The organism is Gluconobacter sphaericus, from assembly GCF_016757795.1.
GTDB classification, from domain to species: domain Bacteria; phylum Pseudomonadota; class Alphaproteobacteria; order Acetobacterales; family Acetobacteraceae; genus Gluconobacter; species Gluconobacter sphaericus.
The window spans coordinates 1,279,930-1,296,167 of the sequence record NZ_CP068419.1 but is presented as its reverse complement, the minus strand read 5'-3'; the positions used below and the strand labels follow the sequence as shown (position 1 = coordinate 1,296,167).

Here is a 16,238-nt window from a genome sequence, read left to right as displayed (position 1 = left end):
CGGGAACTTCCTCATCAAGAATGACACCTACCCGACCACGACCTTTCCGCAGACGGGCAGTGTTTCACGTGAAACCATACCGCACACCTTTGCGAGAAAGAACCCATACCGGGTATCCGATCCGAAAGAAGCAGACAGCAAAAAGGCGCCTCCCCGAAGGAAGACGCCTGTTCCCCAACATGAGACTGAAAAAACCCGTTCAGTCTTCCGCGTAGGTCGAAATATCCGGGCAGGAACAGACGAGGTTCCGGTCCCCCCAGGCATTGTCCAGACGTCCGACCGGCGACCAGTATTTCGACGTGTCCACACCACCGGGGAAGCATCCTTCCTCGCGGCTGTAGGACCGGTCCCATGTGCCCGCCAGATCCGCCGTGGTATGCGGCGCAAAGCGCAGCGGGCTGGCCTCCATCACTACATGCCCGGCTTCGACTTCGGCAATCTCCGCCCGAATGGCGATCATCGCATCGCAGAAGCGATCCAACTCGCCCTTCCCCTCGGATTCCGTCGGCTCGATCATGAACGTCCCCGCCACCGGGAAGCTGACGGTCGGTGCATGGAAGCCATGGTCGATCAGACGCTTGGCGATATCATCCACCGTCACACCGACCGCATCCTTCAGCGGGCGCAGATCCACGATGCATTCATGCGCAGTAAAGCCATTCGTGCCGCGATACAGAACCGGGTAGTGCCCTTCCAGACGCGATGCGATGTAGTTCGCATTCAGGATCGCCATCGTCGTCGCCTGACGCAAGCCCTCGTCGCCCATCATCATGATATAAGCCGCGGAAATCGGCAGAATGGATGCCGATCCGAAAGGCGCAGCGGACACCGCAATGCCATGCTGTCCCGGCAGATACGGCGCAAGGTGCTTACCCACTCCGATCGGCCCCATGCCCGGACCGCCACCGCCATGCGGAATGCAGAACGTCTTGTGCAGATTGAAATGCGAGACATCGGCGCCATACAGACCCGGACGCGCCAGACCGACCTGCGCATTGAGGTTCGCACCATCCAGATAGACCTGACCGCCGGCTGCATGAACCAGCTCGCAGATCTCGACAATCCGCTCCTCGAACACGCCATGCGTGGACGGATAGGTGATCATGATGGCTGCCACGCGCCCGTCATGCTGCGCAATCTTCGCCTTCAGATCCTCGACATCGACATTGCCGTTCTCGTCACACGCCACGACGACAACTCGCATCCCGACCATCTGCGCCGAAGCCGGATTAGTCCCATGCGCAGACGCCGGAATCAGGCAGACGTCGCGGTTCTCGTCCCCACGCGCCCGGTGATAGCCACGAATCGCCAGAAGACCGGCATATTCACCCTGCGCGCCGGAATTCGGCTGAAGCGAGACAGCGTCATACCCCGAGATCGCACAGAGCGTGCGCTCCAGATACGCGAACAGTTCGGCATACCCCTGAACCTGATCGGCAGGTGCGAACGGATGAATCCGCGAGAATTCCGGCCATGTGATAGGGATCATCTCCGCCGTCGCATTAAGCTTCATTGTGCAGGAGCCCAGCGGAATCATCGTCCGGTCCAGCGCCAGATCCTTGTCCGCCAGCGCACGCATGTAGCGTAGCAGATCCGTTTCGGAACGATGGGCATGGAACACAGGATGCGTCAGCAGCGGAGCCGTCCGGGACAGGCTCTCCGGCAGCGCATCCGTCACATCGAGCGACTGCTCGACAGATGCGAGATCTGCGCCTTCACCCGCGAACGCCGCCCAGACCGCGCGGATTGTTTCCGGCGTCGTGGTCTCGTCACAGGACACGCCGATCCGGCCATTCCCCGCATCACGCAAATTGATGCCGGATGCCACGGCCAGCGCCAGAACCTGCGATGCAGCAGCACCCACCTGAACGGTAATCGTATCGAAGAACACGTCCGTCTCGACGCTCACGCCCAGAGCCTTCAGCCCGGCGGACAGGATCGCCGCCATCCGGTGCGTGCGCGTCGCAATGGCCTTAAGCCCTTCCGGACCGTGATAGACTGCATACATGGACGCGATGATCGCCAGCAGCGCCTGCGCAGTGCAGATATTGGACGTCGCCTTTTCGCGGCGGATATGCTGCTCACGCGTCTGAAGCGCCAGACGATAGGCCGGCTTGCCCGCACTGTCGCGCGACACACCAACCAGACGACCCGGCATGTGCCGCTTGAACGCATCGCGCGTCGCCATGAACCCCGCATGCGGGCCACCGGCCCCCATTGGCACGCCATAACGCTGCATCGAGCCAATCGCGATATCTGCGCCGAGCGCACCCGGACTTTCCAGCACCACCAAAGCCAGCGGATCGCAGGCCAGAGCAGCAATCGCACCCTTCTCATGCAGCGCCGCAATCACGCCGCGCAGATCCCGCACCTGCCCCGAAGAGCCCGGATAGGACAGCAGCGCACCAAACACGGAGGACGCATCCAGATCCGTCTCCGGATCACCGACCACGACATCCCAGCCCAGCGGCTCGGCGCGTGTGCGGATCACAGCAACCGTCTGCGGGTGCGTGTCAGCATCCACAAAGAATGCCGTCGCCTTGGACTTGCCCACGCGCTGCGCCAGCGCCATGGCTTCCGCACAGGCCGTGCCCTCGTCCAGCAGGGACGCGTTGGCAATATCCAGCCCTGTCAGATCTGCCACCAGCGTCTGGAAGTTCAGCAGCGCCTCAAGACGCCCCTGACTGATTTCGGGTTGATACGGCGTATAGGCCGTGTACCAGGCCGGATTTTCCAGAATGTTCCGCTGGATGACCGGCGGCAGAACCGTGTCGTAATAACCCTGCCCGATCATGGACGTCAGAACCTGATTGCGCGAGGCGATCTGCCGCAGACGCGCCAGCGCATCCTGCTCGGTCAGGGCCGCACCGATCCCGTGATCCCCGCGATCGAGAATGGCGGCCGGAATAGTCCGGGCGATCAGGTCATCGAGGCTGGACGCGCCAACGACACGCAGCATCTCTCCGATTTCGGAAGGACGCGGGCCGATATGGCGGGAACTGAAATCTTCGGTCTGGGCAGGCCACAAGGTCGTCACAGGCAAGTTCTCTGGCATTTTCATGAAAAGCGGAGGCAGGAATTTGGGGCGGGATGTAAAGAAAAACGGGGCCTGCCAGCGCAGACCCCGCAAGCCTCAGAGGCTTTTGTACTGTTCGGCCGTCAGCAGGCCCTTGAGGTCGTCCGGGTTGGAAACCGTCATACGGAAGATCCAGCCCTCGCCTTCTGCGTCACGGCCGACCAGCGTCGGATCATCGGACAGCGCCTCGTTGAAGCCCGCCAACGTACCCGCAACCGGCGCATAGATGTCGGACGCCGCCTTCACGGACTCGACAACGGCAGCCGCATCGCCAGCGGCAACGTCCGTGCCCTCGTCCTTGGCCTCAACAAACACCAGCTCGCCCAGCTCTTCAGAGGCATGTGCGGTAATACCGACAGTCGCCTGCTCGCCATCGACGCGGATCCATTCATGGGACTTCGTATAATAAGTCGTCATTGCTGCTTTTTCCTGATCTGAAATTCGACTGTAAGTTCAGCGCTTGAAGCCGGGTGCCACGAACGGCATCGCCCGCACATGCAGTGGCACATACTTGCCCCGCAGTTCCGCAAAGACGGGTGTGTCCAGCGCGGTATATTCCGACGCGACATAACCCATCGCAACAGGAGCCTTCACGCTCGGACCAAACGCCCCGGACGTGACCACCCCGATTTCCTTCTGCCCCTCGGCATCGGCAAAGAGCTTCGCCCCCGCCCGCACCGGAGCGCGACCTTCCGCCAGTAGACCCACGCGCTTGCACGATACGCCATCACGCGTCTGCTTCAGCACGACCTCAGCACCCGGGTAGCCACCCTCACGGGAACCGCCCTCACGGCGCGCCTTCTGGATCGCCCAGCCCAGCGAGGCTTCAACCGGCGTGGTCGTGACATCAATGTCATTGCCATACAGGCACAGCCCCGCCTCAAGACGCAGCGAGTCCCGCGCGCCCAGACCAATCGGCAACACATCCGGCTGCGCCAGAATCGCACGCGCGACCTTCTCGGAATCCGCGCCCGCACAGCCGATCTCGAACCCGTCCTCGCCCGTATAGCCGGACCGCGACACCGTCACCTTCACTGGCCCAGTCGCAGTGGCCAGCTCTGTCTCGATCACATCCATGAAGCGCATGTCCTTCACGGCCGGGCAAAGCGGCGCCAGAGCCGCTTCCGCAGCCGGCCCCTGAAGCGCCATAAGCCCACGATCAAACTGGCGCGTCACAACACACCGATCAGACAGCGCCTTCTCGATCCGGTCCGCGTCCTGAACCTTGCAACCCGCGTTCACGACCACCAGAAGATCATGGCCCATATTGGCGACCATCAGATCGTCCAGAATGCCACCCTCTTCATTGGTCAGCAGTCCATAACGCTGACGCCCGGCGGCGAGTCCGACGTAATCAGCAGGAACCAACGTCTCCAGAGCCGCAGCGGCGTCCTTCACGTCGCCGCTTTTCGCGGCAATACGAATCTGCCCCATATGGGAAACGTCGAACAGGCCGGCCTTCTCGCGCGTATGCAGATGCTCCGTCATCAGTCCCGCAGGGAACTGGATCGGCATTTCAAAACCTGCAAACGGCACCATCTTCGCGCCAAGTTCCAGATTCAGATCGTAAAGGGGAGTACGCTGGAGGGAATCGCTCATACGAAAAAACCCGGTCCATTCTATCTCAAGACGTGAAGATGCAGACGCCACCGGCTCCACGCAGAACGCAGCCGGAAATACGTCGCCCCTTCTGTCCTTTCGCCTGAGATCGCTATCCCGTCGGCGGATGCGTCAAGCGCACCTCTCTCCAGAATGTCCTGACCGCCTCGGTCCTTTAGCCTGAGAGTTTCCGGGGCGGTTGCTCCTTCGGCGCCAGCCTTTTCGGCTGGTCTCTCCCGTGTCGGTCCTCCCAATCCTGCCAGTTTCCGAAAAACTCCGCAATCGTTACGATCGCTCCCGCGTTGTGTCCCGAGACCTTAAATGCACAAAGGAGAACTCCATGGCTGGCGAACTGACGGTCATCGCCGAATTCGAGACCACACCGGCAACCTACGACAGGTTTCTCAAAGCCTGCGTTTATGACAGTGAACGCTCCGTCGCCGACGAATCCGGCTGCCACAGCTTCACGGTCCTCTCCTCCGACACGGAAGCCGATACCGTTATTCTGGTGGAAGTCTATACCGACCATGCGGCCTTCGAAGAGCATCTCAGGACCCCACATTTCGAGGTCTTCTCAAACGCTGTAAAAGAACTGGACATCAAGGAACGCAGCGTCCGCTTCCTGAAGAAAAGGACTCCCTGAGCAATGCATCTTTCAAACACAAAACGCCTCCTCGCCATCACCCTTATGTGTGGTACGGTTTCCGCCTGCGCCTCACACCCGCAGCACAATCCTCGCCAGCGCCTGATCGGGATCCCCAACCCTGCCAGCGTCTATTGCACGCAGCAGGGCGGCCGACACGGCGACGTCCGGACGCCCGGCGGCGAAACCGGTACCTGCACTTTCCCCCCAAACCAGATCTGCGACGAGTGGACGCTCTACCGCGAACACCGCTGCGTCGCTCCCCTGGCCAAGATGAAGCCCTGATTTTCCAGCCCGGTCAGGCCCGAACAGGGCCGCCGGGTTTTTAACAATCCATATACATAACATGTTATGTATTCTATCCACACAATACCCGGAATCCGCATGACCACCCCTTCCCCTCTAAGTGCCCTGACCACGCGTAACACCAGGCTCTTCACGCTCCTGCTGGAACGCGAACTCAAAAAGACAGGCCTACGGATCGGTCAGCTTCCTGTGCTTCAGGCTTTGCAGGACGGGAAAACCCTCAATCAGAAAGCGCTCGCGGATTTTGCAGATATCGAACAGCCGGGCATGACGACACTTCTCGCCCGGATGGAGCGCGACAGCCTGATCCAGCGCGAACCAGACCCGACAGACGGCCGCAGCACACTGGTCACACTGACAGCGGACGGACAGCGGAAAAGCCGGAATATCGTTCCTGCTATGGAACATTTAACCGACATAGCACTCAAGGGGTTTACACCCCTCGAACGCGATATTCTCGTAACACTTCTGGAACGGATCAACAGCAGTCTGAAAGAGCAGCTGTAGTCGCCTGCCCCTTCAGTCAAAGAGGCAGGCGCACGATCATTTTCCGGTTTTGGGAAGATGCTCGGCAATATAGGGCGGCAGGTTAAACGAGCCGACATGGATTTCCGGCGTCCAGTAGCGCGTCGTGCCCACGATCTTCGCAGCGTCCGCACGGACACGGATCTGCTCGACCGTCTGCGTGTTCGGTGCCTGCCCCTTGGAGGCCACACCCAGCGTCATGAACCCACCGACATAGGTCGGAACAGCGGCCACATACGCCCCCACATGCGGGAAGAACTTCGCACGGCGCAGACTCGTCTCATGCAGTTCATCCGCCTGCATGAACGGCACGCCGCACTGGTTCACGATCAGCCCTTCAGCCGACAGGATACGTGCGCAGTTGCTGTAGAACTCGTCCGTAAACAGCACTTCGCCCACACCAATCGGGTCAGTGCTATCGACGATGATCACATCGAACGAACCGTCAGCCGCCTTCAGGACGTAATCGATGCCGTCGCCAACGATAACTTCGGCCCGCGGATCGTTCCAAGCATCACCGGCAATCTTCGGAAGATACTGTTTGGACAGTTCGATCACCGCGCCGTCGATCTCGACCATGACAGCCTTTTCGACCGTCTCATGCTGCAACACGCGACGCAGAACGCCACCATCACCCGCACCGATGATCAACACACGCTTTGCACAGGGATGCGCCAGAAGCGGCACATGCGTCAGCATTTCCTGATAGACGAACTCATCACGCTCGGTGATCTGGATGACACCATCCAGCACCAGCACGCGGCCGTGGCTGGAGCTTTCAAACACCACCACATCCTGGAAGTCGGATTTTACCCGTGCGAGCTCACGCGTAACGAGAAAGCGCTGTCCCCAGTCCGGGTACAGGGTCTCGTTGAGCCATGTTTCAGCCATGGATCATCGTTTCCTTGTCGGATTGTATTGAAAAAGGGCCGGTTTCATCCGGCCCTTTGGTCAGTTCAGGCTGCCTTGACGGCCTTGTCCTGCACGCGGCCACGCCGTACGGCATCGACCTCGATCCGGCCGGCCTGGAACAGGCGCTGCATCACCGGAATCGACAGGTTCGGATCACATGCACCGCACATGAACACGTCCACGGCTGCATAATTCCGTTCCGGCCACGTATGGATCGAGATATGGCTCTCCGCCAGAACGATCACGCCAGACACACCGCCATTGGGCGTAAAGTGATGGAAATGGCTGTGCAGGATCGTGGCACCTGCCGCTACAGCAGCTTCGCACAGCGTCTCGTCGATCCGCAGCGGATCATCGAGATTCCGGGCATCCCAGAAGTCGATCAGCAGATGATTGCCAGCATAACGCTCGCCATCCCGCTCAATAAAGTAATCCTTGCGCTCCTCCTCAACGAGGTGAGCTGCGCTGTTCTGGATATCTCTCGGGAGTTCCGATACCATCCCCAGTTGAGCAAGTGCGTTCATCACGTACCCCCAAACCAGTAGACAGCCTGTTGGGCAAAATTGCCCCCTTGGGCCAAGAAGCGCGCTAGTTAGCGGCCCCTCCCCCCCGATGCAAGCACTTTATGGGGTAATTCCCCAATATGTCACATATCTTTCCTGCCCCATGTCCCCACTGCATAAGAAACGGAATTTCCCTTTCCTGCACACAGGGCTGAAACGCGGAACTGTCCTGAACCCAACACCCCACACATAGTTCGGGCGCCGGACATCCAGGAAACGAATCCCGGAAATCCCGACGCCCGACAGAAGCTGATGCCTCCCGGTCCCGAGAGGCCGAATCCGGCCCCTCTGATCCGCCTGATCAGTTCTTGGTCTTGTCGACAAGCTTGCCCTTGGCAATCCACGGCATCATCGCACGCAGCTTCTCACCGGTCTTTTCGATCTGATGAGCATCATTGCGGGCGCGGATGGCCTTGAAGCCAACGCCACCGGACTGGTTCTCAAGGATGAAGTTCCGAACGAACGTGCCGTCCTGAATGTCCGTCAGGACACGCTTCATCTCAGCCTTGGTTTCCGGCGTGATGATACGCGGACCCGTCACGTACTCACCATACTCCGCTGTGTTGGAGATGGAGTAGTTCATGTTGGAAATGCCACCTTCGTAGATCAGATCCACGATCAGCTTCATCTCGTGCAGGCACTCGAAATAAGCCATTTCCGGCGCATATCCGCCTTCAACCAGCGTCTCGAAGCCGGCGCGGATCAGATCGACAACGCCACCGCACAGGACAGCCTGCTCACCGAACAGATCGGTTTCGACTTCTTCCTTGAAGGTCGTCTCGATGATGCCTGCACGGCCGCCACCATTGGCGCTGGCATAGGACAGAGCGATTTCGAGCGCATTGCCCGAAGCATTCTGCGCCACAGCCACGAGGGACGGAACACCACCGCCACGCTGGTATTCGGAACGAACCGTGTGGCCCGGGCCCTTGGGCGCGATCAGGAACACGTCCAGATCCGGACGGGCTTCGATGATGCGGAAATGAATGGACAGACCATGCGCGAAAGCAAGGGCTGCGCCCTGCTTCAGGTTCTTCTCAAGACTGTCCTTGTACAGGGCGCCCTGGCCTTCATCCGGCGTCAGAACCATGACCACATCGGCCCACGCGGCTGCGTCTTCCGGGGACATGACCTTGAAACCGGCCTCTTCTGCCTTCTTGACCGCGGAAGATGTCGGACGCAGGCCGATGACGATGTCCGTCAGGCCGCTGTCCTTGAGGTTGTTGGCATGCGCGTGACCCTGGCTGCCATAGCCGATGATCGCGACTTTCTTGCTCTTGATCAGATTCAGATCGGCATCGCGATCATAATATACCCGCATCAGACAGGCTCCTTGTTAAGGTGAAAGACAGAAGGACCGCGCCCGATGGCGGCAATCCCGGTACGCGAAACCTCGGCCAGACCAAGGGGGCGCATCAACTCGATGAACGCGTCGATCTTCTCGGGCGATCCCGTCAGTTCGAACACGAAACTCGTGGCCGTCGTATCCACAGGCCGCGCGCGGAACGAATCCGCAATGCGCAGGGCCTCCGTCCGGTGCTCGCCGGACGAGACGATCTTCACCAGCGCAAGCTCGCGGCCCACATAGGGGCCTTCTTCCGTCAGGTCGCAGACGTCATGCACCGGAATCAGACGCTTGAGCTGCGCCTTGATCTGCTGGATCACCATCGGCGTGCCCGACGTCAGCACCGTAATGCGCGAGAGCTTCTGCTCCGCATCCACCAGCGCCACCGTCAGGCTCTCAATGTTGTAGCCCCGGCCGGAAAACAGGCCCACCACGCGGGCCAGCGCGCCACTTTCGTCCTCAATCAGGACTGAAATGACCGAATTCTGGATCGTCTCCGTCATCAGACCAGCATCTTCCCTTCTTCGGTCAGTCCCGCTGCTTCGGAATCCTGATCCGGACCCAGCAGCATCTGGTTATGCGCCGCACCCGACGGGATCATCGGATAACAGTTCTCGCCTTCCGCCACACAGATATCGGCCACGACCGGCCCGTCATGCTCCAGCATCCGGCGGATCACGTCATCCAGTTCACCCACATGCGTTGCCCGCATTCCGGTGGCATGGAAGGCTTCAGCCAGCTTCACGAAGTCCGGCAGCGCCTCGCTATAGGACTGCGAATAGCGCGACCCGTGAAGCAATTCCTGCCACTGACGAACCATGCCCATATAGTGGTTGTTCAGGATGAAGATCTTCACCGGCAGGCGATACTGCGCGATCGTCCCCAGCTCCTGGATGTTCATGAGCGTGGATGCCTCACCGGCGATATCGATCACCAGCGCATCCGGATGCGCCACCTGTGCGCCCACGGCAGCCGGCAGACCATAGCCCATCGTCCCCAGACCACCGGATGTCAGCCACCGGTTCGGCTTGTCGAACTGGAAGTGCTGGGCCGCCCACATCTGGTGCTGCCCAACTTCGGTGGACACGAACGTATCGCGGCCCGTTTCCTTCGCCAGCTCATACAGACGACGAACCGCATGCTGCGGACGGATGACGGCAGACGGCGTCATATCCTGCGTGAAGCCGAAGCCATCCACACTCCGCCAGGACGCAATCTGGTTCCACCAGGTCGACAGATCCGGCGCAGGCGTATCACCCCAGGCTTCCAGCAGCGCTTCGAGCGTATCACGCACATCGCCTTCGATCCGCACATCCACCGGCACGATCTTGTCGATCTGGCTCGGATCGATATCAGCATGAACCTTGAACGAATTGGGCGAGAACGCATCCACACGCCCCGTCACACGGTCATCGAAGCGCGATCCCAGAGCGATCAGCAGATCACAGCCATGCGTGGCCATGTTTGCCTCAACCGAACCGTGCATGCCCAGCATACCCAGAAACTGCGGATCGGGAGACGGAAACGCCCCCAGCCCCATCAGCGTGGACGTCACCGGGAAACCGGTCTTGCGCGCCAGACGACGCAGCAGGTCCGACGCTTCCGGCCCTGAATTGATGATACCCCCGCCCGTATAGAAGAGCGGGCGCTTCGCCGTCTTCATGGCTTCGAGGGTCCGGGCGATCGCCTCCGCATCCGGACCGCCCTGATGACGCAGCCGCTGGAGGCGCGACAGTGCCGGCTTCGTCAGCGGCGCCTTGCCGACCGTGATGTCCTTGGGCAGATCCACCAGAACCGGCCCCGGACGGCCCGACCGCGCAACCTCGAACGCCTCACGCACGGTCTGTGCCAGCGTGCCCGGCTCGCGCACGAGATAGTTATGCTTGGTCGCAGGCCGCGTGATGCCCGTCGTGTCGGCTTCCTGAAACGCATCATTGCCGATCAGCTTGGTCGGCACCTGCCCCGACAGGCAGACGAGCGGAATGGAATCCATCAGCGCATCCACCAGCCCGGTCACGGCATTCGTCGCACCAGGCCCCGACGTCACCAGCACCACACCAACCTTACCCGTCGAACGCGCATAGGCTTCGGCTGCATGAACGGCCGCCTGCTCATGGCGGACAAGCACATGGCGAATACGGTCCTGCTTGAAGAGAGCATCGTAAATCGGAAGGACAGCCCCACCCGGATATCCGAATATGACCTCCACACCCTCTTCATCGAGAACGCGCAGAAGCACTTCCGCGCCATTCAGCGCCTCGTTGCCTGTTCCTGCGTCTCTTTCAGCAGCCGTCACCGTTTCCTCCCAAGGTATGAGCCGCCGGATTTAGGACGACAACGCGGCGGCGTCAACTCGATCTGATATAAAGTTCTCTATTTTTTCATAATCACTTTTCGAATCTTGCGCAAAGTAGGTATATCTACGCAACGAAATCATCGCATCATCCCCTTTCCCCAGCGCATGATGCCGAAACCATGTCGCCTGTCTCCGCGTATAGCGCCCGATGGCAAGGACCGCGGATTTCCGCGCTTCCTCAAGCGATACCTCTCCCCGCAGAACGGCAGCCAGTTCCGGCACCCCATGTGCACGCATCGCAGGCAGAACCGGATCGAGGCCCCGCTCCAACAGAGTGGACACTTCTTCAAGAGCCCCGGCCTCCAACATCTGCCCGAATCTGAAATCGATCGCCCGGCGCAATCCCTCCCGCTCGGGATCAAGCTGCACGGACACAAACCGGCATGGAGCGGGCGGCAAACCCGGCTGAGACCGCCACCAGGCCAGCCCGTGCCCCGTCCCCGTCCAGACTTCCCAGGCCCGCGAAATCCGCTGCGTATCGTTCGGACGCAGACCAGACGCCGTTTCAGGATCAACCTGCATCAGACGCCCATGAAGCGCCTCCGACCCGACCTCTTCCGCCAGCCCCCGCGCTTCGGTCCGCGCAGCGTCTCCGGGATCCGGCACCTCCACCAGACCATCCGTCAGTGCCCGCAGATACATCCCCGTCCCACCACACAGGATCGGCATACGCCCCACGGCCCACGCCTCGTCCATTTCCCGCAAGGCTTCTGACCGCCACCAGGCCACACTTCCCGGCACAGCCGCATCCAGAACCCCGTAAAGCCGGTGCGGGGCGGCAGCCTCATCCGCGTCATCAGGACGGGCCGTCAGAATCCGCAAATCGCGGTAAACCTGCATGGAATCCGCGTTGATGATTGTACCGTTAAAGCGTCGAGCAAGGTCGAGCGCCAGTGCTGACTTGCCGGAGCACGTCGGTCCAGCCACAATGATCGCAGTTTTTATTGTCTTCGGGGCGTTCATTCTCCCCTCCTGCCACACGTGCCGGACCGTTACGAGATCTCATGTCCCTTCCTGCCGTCCTGACCCTCATCGCCGACCGGAAATCCGGTCCCCTCAAACCCGAGGCCATCGACATGGCCCGCGGACTCGTCAAGGGCAACGCGCCCATCGTCCTGTCTCCGGGCGAAGCGGTCGACATTCCCTGCCCCCCACCACGCCCCGGATCGGCCAACATCACCACGATCCGCGCAACGCTCGCACCCTACCGTGTCGATGCGCTGCTTCTCAAAACACGCGGTCGCCGCCGGGCCGTTCTCGTCGCGGACATGGACAGCACCATCGTCACCGGCGAAACGCTCGACGAACTAGCGGACCTTCTGGGCTGCGGTGAAGACGTCGCGGCCATCACCCGCGCCTCCATGAACGGCGAACTCGATTTCGAAACCGCGCTTGAACAGCGCGTGGCCCTTCTTGCCGGAAAACCCGCTTCGGTTCTTGAACAGGTCTGGGAGTCCGTCACCCTGACGGAAGGGGCGCGCGAACTCGTGCAGACCATGCGCAAGCATAATGGCCGCACGGCGCTGGTCTCGGGCGGCTTTACATGGTTCACCCAGCGCGTCGCCGAGCTTTGCGGATTCGACGAGAATTACGGCAATGAACTGGAAATCGCAGACGGCAAAATTACCGGCCGTCTCGCTGGCCCGCTCCTCGGCCCCGACGCCAAGCGCGACCATCTCGAACGCCTGACCTCCGAGCGCGGCGTACAACTTCGCGCGGCCCTGACAACCGGCGACGGCGCCAACGACATTCCCATGCTCGCCAGCGCGGGACTTGGTCTGGCCTTCCACGCCAAACCCAATGTCCGCCGCATCATTCCCACCCAGATCAACTTCGCCAACCTGCGCGCGCATCTTTTCGCACAGGGCTACCATGCAAAGGATTTCGTCACGGACTGACCGGACCTCAAACCCTGACGACAAGTGAAATCCGCCGGTTTCTCAAACCCCGGCGGATTTTTCTCGATCAGTATCCCCAGGTATAGGGAGGCACATTGGAGTAGGATGGCACGGCGTAGCCGGGAGCATAGCCCGGCGCATAACCATACCCGCCGCCATACCCATAAGGCGAGGCCTCGATCGCCATACCGGTCGCGACGCCAAGACCGACACCAAGGCCCCAGCCGCCCCAGCCATAGCCAAACCAGCCTGGTCCACCCCAGCCGTTCCAACCACCCCAGCCCGGATAGCCCCAGCCGCCAAAGCGCCGACCACCCCATCCTCCGCCCCAGCCGCCGCCACGGAACCCCCATCCGGGACGGCTACCGCCATAGCCACCTCCGCCCCAGCCTCCACGATATCCACCCCCACCGGGCGGGCCGCGAAACCCGCCGCCACCGCCCGGACCACCATGAAAACCGCCCCCCATACCGCCGGGTCCCATGCCACCACCGTGAAAGCCCCCGCCGGGCCCTCCGCCACCGCCATGAAAACCTCCGCCGCCCGGGCCACCCCCATGCTGGGCAAAAGCGGGAACGGAAATCGTGGATGCCAGCAAGGCCAGCATCAGTGCGGCGGCCGGTCTGTTTGTGAAGGTCATGGCAAGTCTCCTGCGGGAAAGCCCGATCATGTTTTCCATATCGGCATTACCAAATCGTGTAGGAAGAGGGCCTTTCCATGACGAAACAACTTGTTTCACGTGAAACACTTCCGTCACCTTCGCCGACGATGCGCGCCCAGATGACCGCCCAGGCTTTCCAACGCCAGACGAAGCTCCTCGTCCTCGATATCCGGCACTTCGATCTGCAACGGTTTCGGGCGCTTCGGCGTGGGCCGTTCGAACGCCACCAGATCCTGAACAATCTTCAGACGCTCGATCCCATATTCGCCCCGCAGCCCACAGGCCACATTGATGCGCTCGATGATCTGTGGCGCCAGATGCTGAAGCTCCATGGCGATCGGCCCCGCACAGGCCAGAGTCAGCGTTCCTGCCGACAGACGGCGCGGTTCGGTCTGTTTGGACAGTCGCGGACCGACAAAATCCGCCCAGTCCATCATCAGACGCGCCAGAACCGGCGGCTTCTTCTTGAAGACAGGCTGTGTCAGTGCCTGCACGAAAGAGCCGATCTGCTTCGTGCCCGAACGGCGCGGCGTCCAGTTGCGATCAGGCGCGGGAACCCAGCCATCAGGCTCCTGCGCTGGTTTCTTTCGGGCCGTATTTCGTAACGGGCGCTTGTCCGAACCGCGATCCTTCGTCATATCCGTTCCCGTGACTCCTGATGCATCCGCCCTTCTGCGCTGGTACGACCACCACCGCCGCGCCCTTCCCTGGCGCAGCCTGCCCGGCCAGCGCCCGGATCCGTACGCCGTCTGGCTGAGCGAAATCATGCTCCAGCAAACGACCGTCAAAGCCGTCATATCCTATTACGAGCGCTTTCTCACGCATTACCCTACAGTCCAGGACCTCGCGGCGGCTCCGCTCGAAGACGTCCTGCACCTCTGGGCCGGCCTCGGCTACTATGCCCGTGCCCGCAATCTCCATGCATGTGCGAAACGCGTCTCCGAACGCGGCGGTTTCCCAAACACGGTCGAAGAGCTGCTGACACTCCCCGGAATTGGCGCCTATACAGCCCGCGCCATCGCCGCCATCGCCTTTGGACGCCCCGTTGTCCCCGTTGACGGCAATGTCGAACGCATCACGGCCCGCCTCAACGCAACCGAAGAACCGCTCCCGGCTGCACGCCCCCTTCTGGCAAAACAGGCCGCACTCCTGAACGCTGATCCGGACGCACAAAGCCGCCCGTCCGACTTCGCTCAGGCCCTGTTCGACCTCGGCGCAACGATCTGCACCCCCCGCAATCCCACCTGCCTGACCTGCCCCTGGCAAACCTCCTGCATCGCCCATGCCCGCGGAATCGCGGCTCAGCTCCCGGCTAAACAACCAAAACAGACACGCCCGACCCGCTACGGCATACATTTCCTCCTGCACGATTCCAACGGACAGGCCCTGCTGCGAACCCGCCCTCCCACCGGCCTTCTGGGCGGCATGGACGAGCTTCCCGGAACGGACTGGCGCAGTGCACCCTGGAGCGAAGACGAAGCCCTCACCCACGCGCCCTGCCTGACCGACTGGACCCACAGAGGCGAAATCCGCCACGTCTTCACTCACTTCACCCTGTATCTTACGGTCTATGAGGCTTACCTTCCACAGAGCCATAATGCAGGGATCGATTCCTCTTTCGGCACGTTCCGTTCAACGACGCGCGCTGCCCTGCCCGGCGTCATGAAAAAATGCCTGGCCCTCACCAAGCAGACTCCGGAGACACGATGACTGAAACACCCCCGACACTGCGCCTGTGGTTCATGGACTGGCATGGCTGGATGCTCGACCACGATCCACTGAAAGATGCTCCAACCCGTACCCCTTTCCAGCCAGGCCGCCTCCCGGGGCTCTGCGCCCTTGTCCCGGAAGCCTTTCAATTCCCCTGCCGCCCGTTCATGGAAAAACGCGTGTCCATGCCCCAGGCTTTCCCGGAAATGGAAATACAGGAACTGCCCCATAACCGAGTCGCATTCTTCCTGCCTGAACATGAGACCTACCTGATCAGTGTTCCTTTTGGTGCCGGCCTCGTGGATTACTATTCCCCGCACCAAAATGAGTGGGAAACCTTTCTTCCCCTGACGCTGGAAATGCTGCGCGGACTCTCTTTGCTCGTAACGCCCGATGCACTGAAGCTGGAAGACGACACCGGCGAAGATCTACCGACTCCGCCCGTGCACGACCAGATGACCCTCCGGTTCGGCGAGAGGAGCCTTCCCCTGTTCCTGAACACCGATGCCCTGACCCAGATCAGCCAGATCATGCCCGGCACGAGCGCTTCCATCGAACTGACATGGCAGATCGACACCGCCCCGACACTTGTCACCGTACACCATCAAACGGCCCCGACGCCGGCCCTGGAAACACTGTAGAGC

The 16,238-nt window shown here is 61.1% G+C and carries 17 protein-coding genes and 2 riboswitches; of the genes, 6 read left to right on the top strand and 11 right to left on the bottom strand.

What is annotated here, in order from left to right; all coding sequences use genetic code 11:
• Positions 1–199 precede the first annotated feature (199 nt).
• The 3 genes from gcvP to gcvT all read right to left on the bottom strand — a co-directional run bounded on the left by gcvP (position 200) and on the right by gcvT (position 4,675).
• Positions 200–3,055, bottom strand: coding sequence for an aminomethyl-transferring glycine dehydrogenase (gene gcvP, locus IGS75_RS06150; protein WP_202257931.1), 2,856 nt, complete (start codon positions 3,053–3,055; stop codon positions 200–202).
• 78 nt (positions 3,056–3,133) lie between these two features.
• Complete coding sequence (gene gcvH, locus IGS75_RS06145) at positions 3,134–3,493, bottom strand: glycine cleavage system protein GcvH (RefSeq protein WP_141353588.1); 360 nt, start codon at positions 3,491–3,493, stop codon at positions 3,134–3,136.
• Positions 3,494–3,529: 36 nt separating this feature from the next.
• A complete protein-coding gene (gcvT, locus tag IGS75_RS06140) occupies positions 3,530–4,675 on the bottom strand; it encodes a glycine cleavage system aminomethyltransferase GcvT (RefSeq protein ID WP_202257930.1) in 1,146 nt (381 codons plus the stop codon).
• Between the two features lie 81 nt (positions 4,676–4,756).
• Positions 4,757–4,833: riboswitch (glycine riboswitch) on the bottom strand.
• Positions 4,834–4,924, bottom strand: a riboswitch (glycine riboswitch).
• Between the two features lie 91 nt (positions 4,925–5,015).
• Here gcvT and IGS75_RS06135 point away from each other — a divergent pair.
• The 3 genes from IGS75_RS06135 (at position 5,016) to IGS75_RS06125 (ending at position 6,131) form a co-directional block, all read left to right on the top strand.
• A complete protein-coding gene (locus tag IGS75_RS06135; RefSeq protein ID WP_202257929.1) occupies positions 5,016–5,318 on the top strand; it encodes a putative quinol monooxygenase in 303 nt (100 codons plus the stop codon).
• A 3-nt stretch (positions 5,319–5,321) separates the two neighbouring features.
• A complete protein-coding gene (locus IGS75_RS06130; RefSeq protein ID WP_202257928.1) occupies positions 5,322–5,603 on the top strand; it encodes a putative hemolysin in 282 nt (93 codons plus the stop codon).
• A gap of 99 nt (positions 5,604–5,702) precedes the next feature.
• A complete protein-coding gene (locus tag IGS75_RS06125; protein WP_202257927.1) occupies positions 5,703–6,131 on the top strand; it encodes a MarR family winged helix-turn-helix transcriptional regulator in 429 nt (142 codons plus the stop codon).
• A gap of 36 nt (positions 6,132–6,167) precedes the next feature.
• Here the strand turns inward: IGS75_RS06125 and speE are convergent, their stop codons facing one another.
• The 6 genes from speE to miaA form a co-directional block, all read right to left on the bottom strand.
• A complete protein-coding gene (speE, locus tag IGS75_RS06120) occupies positions 6,168–7,040 on the bottom strand; it encodes a polyamine aminopropyltransferase (RefSeq protein ID WP_141353577.1) in 873 nt (290 codons plus the stop codon).
• Between the two features lie 65 nt (positions 7,041–7,105).
• Positions 7,106–7,585, bottom strand: coding sequence for an adenosylmethionine decarboxylase (gene speD, locus IGS75_RS06115; protein WP_141353575.1), 480 nt, complete (start codon positions 7,583–7,585; stop codon positions 7,106–7,108).
• A gap of 340 nt (positions 7,586–7,925) precedes the next feature.
• Positions 7,926–8,945 carry a ketol-acid reductoisomerase gene (gene ilvC / locus IGS75_RS06110; RefSeq protein WP_086647929.1) on the bottom strand — a complete coding sequence of 340 codons (1,020 nt, stop codon included), beginning with the start codon at positions 8,943–8,945 and terminating at the stop codon, positions 7,926–7,928.
• Positions 8,945–9,472 (bottom strand): acetolactate synthase small subunit, encoded by a 528-nt coding sequence (ilvN, locus tag IGS75_RS06105; protein WP_146859252.1) that lies wholly within the window; start codon positions 9,470–9,472, stop codon positions 8,945–8,947. The genes ilvC and ilvN overlap by 1 nt, the downstream gene beginning before the upstream one ends.
• A complete protein-coding gene (gene ilvB, locus IGS75_RS06100) occupies positions 9,472–11,265 on the bottom strand; it encodes a biosynthetic-type acetolactate synthase large subunit (protein ID WP_202257926.1) in 1,794 nt (597 codons plus the stop codon). The genes ilvN and ilvB overlap by 1 nt, the downstream gene beginning before the upstream one ends.
• A gap of 30 nt (positions 11,266–11,295) precedes the next feature.
• A complete protein-coding gene (gene miaA / locus IGS75_RS06095; RefSeq protein WP_141353569.1) occupies positions 11,296–12,288 on the bottom strand; it encodes a tRNA (adenosine(37)-N6)-dimethylallyltransferase MiaA in 993 nt (330 codons plus the stop codon).
• 41 nt (positions 12,289–12,329) lie between these two features.
• Between miaA and serB the strand changes: the two genes are divergently transcribed.
• Positions 12,330–13,223, top strand: coding sequence for a phosphoserine phosphatase SerB (gene serB / locus IGS75_RS06090; RefSeq protein ID WP_202257925.1), 894 nt, complete (start codon positions 12,330–12,332; stop codon positions 13,221–13,223).
• A gap of 67 nt (positions 13,224–13,290) precedes the next feature.
• Here the strand turns inward: serB and IGS75_RS15685 are convergent, their stop codons facing one another.
• Positions 13,291–13,863, bottom strand: coding sequence for a hypothetical protein (locus IGS75_RS15685; protein ID WP_202257924.1), 573 nt, complete (start codon positions 13,861–13,863; stop codon positions 13,291–13,293).
• 113 nt (positions 13,864–13,976) lie between these two features.
• Positions 13,977–14,522: a DUF721 domain-containing protein gene (locus tag IGS75_RS06080; RefSeq protein WP_141353565.1), complete on the bottom strand. Its 546-nt coding sequence runs from the start codon at positions 14,520–14,522 to the stop codon at positions 13,977–13,979.
• Positions 14,523–14,532: 10 nt separating this feature from the next.
• Between IGS75_RS06080 and mutY the strand changes: the two genes are divergently transcribed.
• Both mutY and IGS75_RS06070 read left to right on the top strand, forming a co-directional pair.
• Complete coding sequence (mutY, locus tag IGS75_RS06075; RefSeq protein ID WP_141353563.1) at positions 14,533–15,594, top strand: A/G-specific adenine glycosylase; 1,062 nt, start codon at positions 14,533–14,535, stop codon at positions 15,592–15,594.
• Positions 15,591–16,235, top strand: coding sequence for a hypothetical protein (locus IGS75_RS06070; protein WP_202257923.1), 645 nt, complete (start codon positions 15,591–15,593; stop codon positions 16,233–16,235). The genes mutY and IGS75_RS06070 overlap by 4 nt, the downstream gene beginning before the upstream one ends.
• Positions 16,236–16,238: the final 3 nt, after the last annotated feature.